6 protein-coding genes are annotated in these 7794 nt (G+C 59.6%); 2 read left to right on the top strand and 4 right to left on the bottom strand.

Translation table 11 applies throughout. The features are described from left to right. Window positions 1–82: 82 nt before the first annotated feature. From kdpC to kdpF, 4 genes are all read right to left on the bottom strand, one after another. Window positions 83–628, bottom strand: a complete 546-nt coding sequence (kdpC, locus tag F8N49_RS22785) for a potassium-transporting ATPase subunit KdpC (protein ID WP_041478316.1) — start codon at window positions 626–628, stop codon at window positions 83–85. A gap of 229 nt (window positions 629–857) precedes the next feature. Continuing rightward, window positions 858–2915: a potassium-transporting ATPase subunit KdpB gene (kdpB, locus tag F8N49_RS22790; protein ID WP_122700146.1), complete on the bottom strand. Its 2058-nt coding sequence runs from the start codon at window positions 2913–2915 to the stop codon at window positions 858–860. A gap of 10 nt (window positions 2916–2925) precedes the next feature. Then, window positions 2926–4620, bottom strand: coding sequence for a potassium-transporting ATPase subunit KdpA (kdpA, locus tag F8N49_RS22795; protein WP_016770899.1), 1695 nt, complete (start codon window positions 4618–4620; stop codon window positions 2926–2928). An 8-nt stretch (window positions 4621–4628) separates the two neighbouring features. Next, on the bottom strand, window positions 4629–4718 hold the full coding sequence (gene kdpF / locus F8N49_RS22800) for a K(+)-transporting ATPase subunit F (protein WP_007899818.1): 90 nt from the start codon (window positions 4716–4718) through the stop codon (window positions 4629–4631). Between the two features lie 423 nt (window positions 4719–5141). On the opposite strand from kdpF, the gene eat reads away from it, so the two are divergent. Both eat and F8N49_RS22810 read left to right on the top strand, forming a co-directional pair. Further along, window positions 5142–6506: an ethanolamine permease gene (eat, locus tag F8N49_RS22805; protein ID WP_151552696.1), complete on the top strand. Its 1365-nt coding sequence runs from the start codon at window positions 5142–5144 to the stop codon at window positions 6504–6506. Between the two features lie 358 nt (window positions 6507–6864). Next, window positions 6865–7794, top strand: a 930-nt coding sequence (locus tag F8N49_RS22810) for a glycosyltransferase family 2 protein (protein ID WP_151552698.1), incomplete at its 3' end; no start/stop codon positions are given.

A 7794-nucleotide genomic window follows, 5' to 3' on the forward strand; every position in this document is an offset into this window, starting at 1 on the left:
CTCTGCGTCCCATAACAGCAGACGCAGAGCGTCTATTGATGCATTCCCACGCAGCGCGTGGGAACGATCGGTATCAACTGAATTACAGGTTTTGCAGTGCCAGATTCAGCTCCAGCACATTCACCACCGGCGGCCCAACCAGCGGCTGTTCGATGTGCTTATCGAGCAATTGCTGCAAGGTCGACACCGGCAGGTTGCGCGCCGCCGCGACACGCGCCAGTTGATAGGCAATTGCCGCCGGTGGCAAGTGCGGATCGAGACCGCTGGCGGAGGTGGTCAGCAAGGCCAATGGCACCGGCCCCTGCCCAGCGACTTGTTGTTTTTGCGCGTCTTCGATTACGCGGGTCGCCAGGGCCGGATTGCTCGGCGCGAGGTTGCTGGCGCCGCTGGCGACGGTGGCAAAAGCCCCGGCGGACGGGCGTGGGTGGAACCAGTTGTCGCCGCTGAAATCCTGAGCAATCAGCGCCGAGCCGCGGACTTTGCCGTCAGCGTCGTGGATCAGGCTGCCATTGGCCTGAGCCGGGAAAGCGACTTGGGCGATGCCGGTAACCGCGAGTGGATAGGCGACGCCGGTGATCAGGGTCATCAGCGCCAACAGGGTCAGGGCCGGGCGTATCATTGTGGACATTTCAAGATCCTCGAATTCGTTGGACAAACTTTTGCGGGGTGTCAGGGAGATTTTTCCCCCTCACCCCAGCCCTCTCCCCCAAGGGGGTGAGGGGGAAAGGGAGCCGATCCTTGTGCTGTTCAAAACCCGAGTTAGGCTCGGAATTTCAGGTCGGCGAACCTCGCACAAACACCTCGGTCAGTCCCCTCTCCCCCCGGGAGAGGGTTAGGGTGAGGGGCTCTTTTCAGCCTCACACCAGATGCAACGCCGTAAGCAGCATGTCGATCACCTTGATCCCCACGAACGGCACGACAATCCCGCCGACGCCATAGATCAGCAGATTGCGCCGCAACAACGCCGCCGCACTCGCTGCTTGCACGCGCACACCGCGCAATGCCAGTGGAATCAGCACAACAATGATCAGCGCGTTGAAGACAATGGCCGAGAGAATCGCGCTCTGCGGACTGCTCAGATGCATGATGTTCAGCACGCCCAGTTGCGGGTAAATCGAGGCGAACAGCGCCGGCAGAATCGCGAAGTATTTGGCGATGTCGTTGGCGATGGAAAAGGTCGTCAGCGCGCCACGGGTCACCAGCAATTCCTTGCCGATCTGCACCACGTCGAGCAGCTTGGTCGGGTCGCTATCGAGATCGACCATGTTCGCCGCTTCGCGTGCCGCTTGCGTGCCATCGTTCATCGCCATGCCGACGTCCGCCTGGGCCAGCGCCGGGGCGTCGTTGGCGCCGTCGCCGCACATGGCGACCAGGCGACCGTCGTTCTGCTCGTGACGAATCCGCGCGAGTTTTTTCTCCGGCGTGGCTTCGGCGAGCACATCATCGACGCCTGCTTCAGCGGCAATCGCAGCAGCGGTCAGCGGGTTGTCGCCGGTGACCATCACCGTGCGAATCCCCAGTTTGCGCAACTCGGCAAAACGCTCGCGGATGCCTGGTTTGACCACGTCCTTGAGATGGATCGCGCCAAGCAACTTACCGTCTGCACAGACCAGCAACGGCGTGCCACCGCTCTGGGCAATCTTGTCGATTTCCCGCGCCAGCGCCGGGGCCAGATCGCTACGTTGCTGACCGAGAAACGCCAGCAGCGAATCCACCGCACCTTTGCGATACACGCGGCCCTGATAATCGACGCCGGACAAGCGGGTTTCCGCGCTGAACGGCACGGCGGTCAGGGTTTCCGGGGCCGGCTCCGGTTGCGGATGCAGGCCACGGAGGAACTCGACGATCGACTTGCCTTCAGCGGTTTCGTCCGCCAGCGAGGCGAACAGCGCGCCTTCGGCCAGCTCACGGCCGCTCACACCCGGCGCGGCATACACCGCGCTGCAACGACGGTTGCCGAAGGTGATGGTGCCGGTCTTGTCGAGCAACAGCACGTGCACGTCACCCGCCGCCTCCACCGCGCGGCCGGACTTGGCGATCACGTTGAGGCGCACCAGCCGATCCATCCCGGCGATACCGATGGCCGACAGCAGGCCGCCGATGGTGGTCGGAATCAGCGTGACCAATAACGCCACGAGGAACACCAGCGGCAGGCTGCCATTGGCAAAATGCGCGAACGGTTGCAGGGTGACGACCACCAGCAGAAAGATCAGGGTCAGGCCGATCAGCAGGATATCCAGCGCCACTTCATTCGGGGTCTTCTGACGCTTGGCGCCTTCGACCAGGGCGATCATGCGGTCGAGGGTCGATTCACCAGGGTTGGTGGTGATCTTCACCAGCAGCCAGTCGGACACCAGCCGCGTGTTGCCGGTGACGGCGGAACGGTCGCCGCCGGACTCGCGGATCACCGGCGCCGATTCACCGGTAATCGCCGCTTCGTTGACCGCCGCGATGCCTTCGATGACTTCGCCGTCACCGGGGATCATTTCCCCGGCTTCGACTCGCACCACGTCGCCCTTGCGCAGATTGGCAGCCGGCACGATCTTGAAGCTGCCATCGGCTTGGCGGCAACGGGCGCTGAGGCCTTCGCTGCCGGCCTTGAGGCTGTCGGCGCGAGCCTTGCCACGACCTTCGGCCAAGGCTTCGGCGAAGTTGGCGAACAGCACGGTGAACCACAGCCACAGAGCGATTTGCGCGGCGACGAAGGTCGGCACGTCGGCATCCGGAAGGAAGCACAGCACGGTGGTGAAAATCGCCGTCAGTTCGACCACCAGCATCACTGGCGAACGGGCCAGTTGCCTTGGGTCGAGCTTGACGAAGGCTTGCACCAGCGCCGGACGCCACAGCGCCGAGATCGCGGTTTTGGCTTGTTCCGGCGCTTTGACGGCGGCGGGTTTGATTGCAGGCATATTCATGATGGATTCCTTAGAAGCCCATACTTAAATGTTCGGCGACAGGACCGAGCGCCAGCGTCGGCAAGAACGTCAGGCCGCCCACCAGCAAAATGGTCACGGTCAACAGGGTCACGAACAGCGGGCCGTGGGTCGGGAAGCTGTTCTGGCCGACCGGTGCGCTTTTCTTCATCGCCAGGCTACCGGCCAGTGCCAGCACCGGCAGGATGTAGCCGAAGCGGCCAATCAACATGCCCAGGCCGAGCATCAGGTTGTGGAACGGCGTGTTCGCGCCCAGGCCACCAAATGCCGAACCGTTGTTGGCGCTCGCCGAGGTGTAGGCATAGAGCAACTGACTGAAGCCATGCGGGCCGGGGTTGCTGATGGTTGCCGCAGCGCTGGGAACCGTGGCGGCAATCGCGCCGAGCACCAGCACGCCGACCGGCATCACCAGGAGCGTCACCACCAGCAATTGCACTTCGCGGGCCTGGAGTTTCTTGCCGAGGTATTCCGGCGTCCGACCGATCATCAGACCGGCGAGGAACACCGCGATCAGCACGTTGAGCAACATGCCGTAGAGCCCGGCACCGACACCGCCGAAGATCACTTCGCCGACCATCATGTTGACCAGCGCAACCATGCCGCTGAGCGGGTTGAGGCTGTCGTGCATACCGTTGACCGAGCCGTTCGACGCCGCCGTGGTAGTCACCGACCACAGCACCGTCGCGGTGGTACCGAAGCGCGCTTCCTTGCCTTCCAGCGGCGCGGTCTGCTCGACGGCGGCATTGTTCAGGGTCGGATTCGGCTGATACTCAGCCCACAGCGAGGTCGCACCGCCAATCAGGAACAACGCCAGCATGCAGGCGATGATCGCGCGGCTCTGGCGCAGATCCTTGACGTAGTGGCCGAAGGTGAACACCAGCGCCACCGGGATCAGAATGATCGAGGCGACTTCGAACAGGTTGCTCCACGCGGTCGGGTTCTCGAACGGATGCGCCGAGTTGACCCCGAAGAAACCGCCACCGTTGGTGCCCAGCTGCTTGATCGCAATCTGGCTGGCCGCCGGGCCGAGCGGGATCACCTGATCGACGCCTTGCAGGGTCACGGCATTCACATACTGGGCGAAGGTTTGCGGCACACCCTGCCAGACCAGATACAGCGCCAGCAGCAGGCACAGCGGCAGCAGGCCATAGAGGGTGGCGCGGGTCATATCGACCCAGAAGTTGCCGAGGGTCTGCGCCGATTTACGGCCGATGCCACGGCACAGCGCGACCAGCACGGCGAGGCCGGTGGCGGCGCTGACGAAGTTCTGCACGGTGAGACCGACCATCTGGCTCAGGTAGCTGAGGGTTGCTTCGCCACTGTAGGACTGCCAGTTGGTGTTGGTCATGAAACTGACCGCGGTATTGAACGCTTGGGTCCATTCCTGGCCCGGCAGATTTTGCGGGTTCAGCGGCAGGTGATCCTGGAACAGCAGAATCGCAAACAGCAACAGGAAACCGGCAAGGTTGAACGCCAGCAGCGCCAGCGTGTACTTCTGCCAGCTCTGCTCCGCCTGCGCATCGACCCCGGCAAGGCGATAGCAACCGCGCTCGACCGGGCCGAGAATCGGCGTCAGCCAGGTGCGCTGGCCCTCCATGACCTTGTAATAGAAGCGCCCAAGGAACGGCGCCGGCAGCAGAACCAGCGCAAAAAACCCGAGGATCAGCCAATAGTCATAACTGTGCATAGCCGCTCCTAGTTCCGGTCCGCGCGCAACAGCGCAACCAACAGATAAATGAACAGCCCCACTGCCAACAGCAGTGACACCCCGTCCAGAACGCTCATGGAAGATCTCCGTGTAACGGCGTATTGCCGTGTGTGCAGCGATTGTCGGGAAGGAGGCTGTAAAGGAACGAGAGCGAGGGCCGGCGTGGGTCATAAAGAAAGCGTAAATAGTGGGTTTATGCCGGCGTTACAGCAGGTTTTTGCAGCGTCAGGTCGGACCTCATCGCGGGCAAGCCCGACTCCCACAGGTTATGCGCTGGAATCAAATTCAGCGGACGACGCAGAACCCTGTGGGAGCGGGCTTGCCCGCGAAGGCGGCATAACATACTCCGCTGCTCCCAACTGGCGCACAAAAAACGCTCATCCAGCTGCGAACATCCCCGCTGCGACAGCTTTGGACTCATTACGACTTGTTTCAGCGTAATGGCACGCCCACTGCACACGCCCTCTCCCGAGCTTTCCAACCATTGCGGGAGCAAGCGCATGAACACACAACTCAAACCCACGCTGGGCACGTTGCACCTGTGGGGCATTGCCGTGGGGCTGGTGATTTCCGGGGAATATTTCGGCTGGAGCTACGGCTGGGGCGTGGCCGGTACGCTGGGTTTTCTGGTGACTTCATTCATGGTCGCGACCATGTACACCTGCTTCATCTTCAGTTTCACCGAACGGACCACCGCGATTCCCCATGCCGGCGGGCCGTTTGCCTACAGCCGCCGCGCGTTTGGCGAAAAAGGCGGATTGATCGCCGGACTCGCCACACTGATCGAATTCGTCTTCGCCCCGCCGGCGATTGCTCTGGCGATTGGCGCTTACTTGAATGTGCAATTTCCGGCGCTGGACCCGAAACACGCGGCAGTCGGCGCGTACATCGTGTTCATGGGCCTGAACATTCTCGGGGTGAAACTGGCCGCGACGTTCGAGCTGATCGTCTGCGTGCTGGCGGTGGCTGAACTGCTGGTGTTCATGGGCGTGGTCGCACCGGCGTTCAGCTTCAGCAACTTCGCGCTGAATGGCTGGGCCGGTTCCGACGTCTTCGGCGCGCCGGCAATTGCCGGGATGTTCGCGGCGATTCCCTTCGCGATCTGGTTCTTCCTCGCCATCGAAGGCGCCGCCATGGCCGCCGAAGAAGCCAAGGACCCGAAACGCACGATCCCAAAAGCTTATATCAGCGGCATCCTGACCCTGGTGTTGCTGGCCATGGGCGTGATGTTCTTCGCTGGCGGTGTCGGCGACTGGCGCACGCTGGCCAACATCAACGACCCGCTACCGCAAGCGATGAAAACCGTGGTCGGTGATAACTCTGGCTGGTTGCACATGCTGGTATGGATTGGCCTGTTCGGTCTGGTCGCCAGTTTCCACGGGATCATCCTTGGTTACTCGCGACAGTTCTTCGCCCTCGCCCGCGCCGGTTACCTGCCCGCCTCATTGGCAAAACTGTCGCGCTTCCAGACCCCGCACCGCGCAATCATCGCTGGCGGCCTTATCGGCATCGCGGCGATCTACAGCGACGGTCTGATCAACCTCGGCGGCATGACACTCACCGCCGCGATGATCACCATGGCCGTGTTCGGCGCCATCGTGATGTACATCATGAGCATGCTCAGCCTGTTCAAACTGCGTAAATCAGAACCGAATCTGGAGCGTACTTTCCGCGCGCCGTGCTATCCGCTGGTTCCGCTGATCGCGCTGGTGCTGGCGGTGGTTTGCCTAGTGGCGATGGCGTGGTTCAACACGCTGATCGGCTTGATCTTCCTTGGCTTCATGGCGGTCGGTTTCGGCTACTTCCTGCTGACCGGACAACTGCGTGCCGACGCACCGGCCGATGCGATGCTGACCGGGCAATGATGCGACACGGATGATCGCAAACTTCTCTTCCTCTCTTCAAATGGCCGGCTAGACGCGCAAACGCAGTCGAATTGGCCATTTGCTGACTGCTTAGCGAATATTCATGCAATCGACCATACAAATTTTCCGAAACAAGCTCGGTAGCGCCACCTATCCCACAGCGAAAAATCACATCAGAGCTACGCCTGCGACCGGTAGCCATCCCGGGATTCTCCCTCCATCCCAACGCGTATTCCCCTCAATTTTCGAAAAAGTAATTCTGATTACTTTTTGATACACTCGGGCGAGGGAAACGCCGAACAGAGAAAGAAACGCCCAAGTTCGTAATCGTAAACTCCCCTGATCAAGCAGAAGTCACATGCAGCCGACGCACGCTCCGGAAATTTCAGTAGTTATTCCAGTTTACAAAGCAGAGCCTTTGGTAGACGAGCTACTCAAACAACTTACTATCGAATTAAAAGGAATTACCTCTCGATACGAAATAATATTGGTTGAAGACCGGAGCCCCGATAATAGTTGGCTGGAAATTCAAAAGGCGCAAAAGTTATATCCCCATATAAAAGCGGTCCGATTAAGCCGTAACTTCGGTCAACACCATGCGATTTCTGCGGGCCTATCGCTGGCTGATGGTGATTGGGTGATTGTAATGGATTGCGATCTTCAGGACCAGCCAAGTGAAATATCAAAACTTTATCATGAGGCCCAGAAGGGATTCGATATCGTCTTGGCGAGGCGCGCCGCACGTCAGGATAATCGGTTGAAACGCTTATCGTCCCGAATATTCTACAGTGCACTCGGTTACCTTACCGGCGTGGAGCAGGATGCAACGGTTGCTAACTTTGGTATTTACAGTCGAAAAGTTATCGCTGCCATCAACAGAATGCCCGAATCCATTCGCTATTTTCCAACCATGGTGCGCTGGGTAGGCTTTAAATCCACGAAACTGGATGTTGTTCATGCAGCAAGGCCGGAAGGCGAAACCTCTTACAACTTCAAGAGGTTATTGAACCTTTCCTTGGATATTTGCCTGGCAAACTCGGAAAAACCAATAAGACTGGCCATAAAATTCGGACTACTGGTTGCGTTTACGGGTTTCCTTTATGCCGCAATCATTGCGATACGTGCGATTCTTGGAGAAATCCCGGTGCTTGGATATGCAAGTATTCTGGTCTCGGTATGGGTTCTGAGCGGATTGATGATATGCATCATGGGCGTAATCGGACTTTATGTAGGAAAATCCTTTGAAGGAATAAAAAACCGCCCACTCTATTTGATAGATGAAATCGAA

The organism is Pseudomonas sp. GXM4 (genome assembly GCF_008923895.1).
Taxonomy (GTDB): domain Bacteria; phylum Pseudomonadota; class Gammaproteobacteria; order Pseudomonadales; family Pseudomonadaceae; genus Aquipseudomonas; species Aquipseudomonas atacamensis.

Bases quoted from the DNA above. Each gene is read 5' to 3' on its own strand.
- eat (WP_151552696.1), top strand. From the start codon at position 5,142: ATGAACACACAACTCAAACCCACGCTGGGCACGTTGCACCTGTGGGGC.
- kdpC (WP_041478316.1), bottom strand. From the start codon at position 628: ATGTCCACAATGATACGCCCGGCCCTGACCCTGTTGGCGCTGATGACC.
- kdpF (WP_007899818.1), bottom strand. From the start codon at position 4,718: ATGAGCGTTCTGGACGGGGTGTCACTGCTGTTGGCAGTGGGGCTGTTC.
- kdpB (WP_122700146.1), bottom strand. From the start codon at position 2,915: ATGAATATGCCTGCAATCAAACCCGCCGCCGTCAAAGCGCCGGAACAA.
- kdpA (WP_016770899.1), bottom strand. From the start codon at position 4,620: ATGCACAGTTATGACTATTGGCTGATCCTCGGGTTTTTTGCGCTGGTT.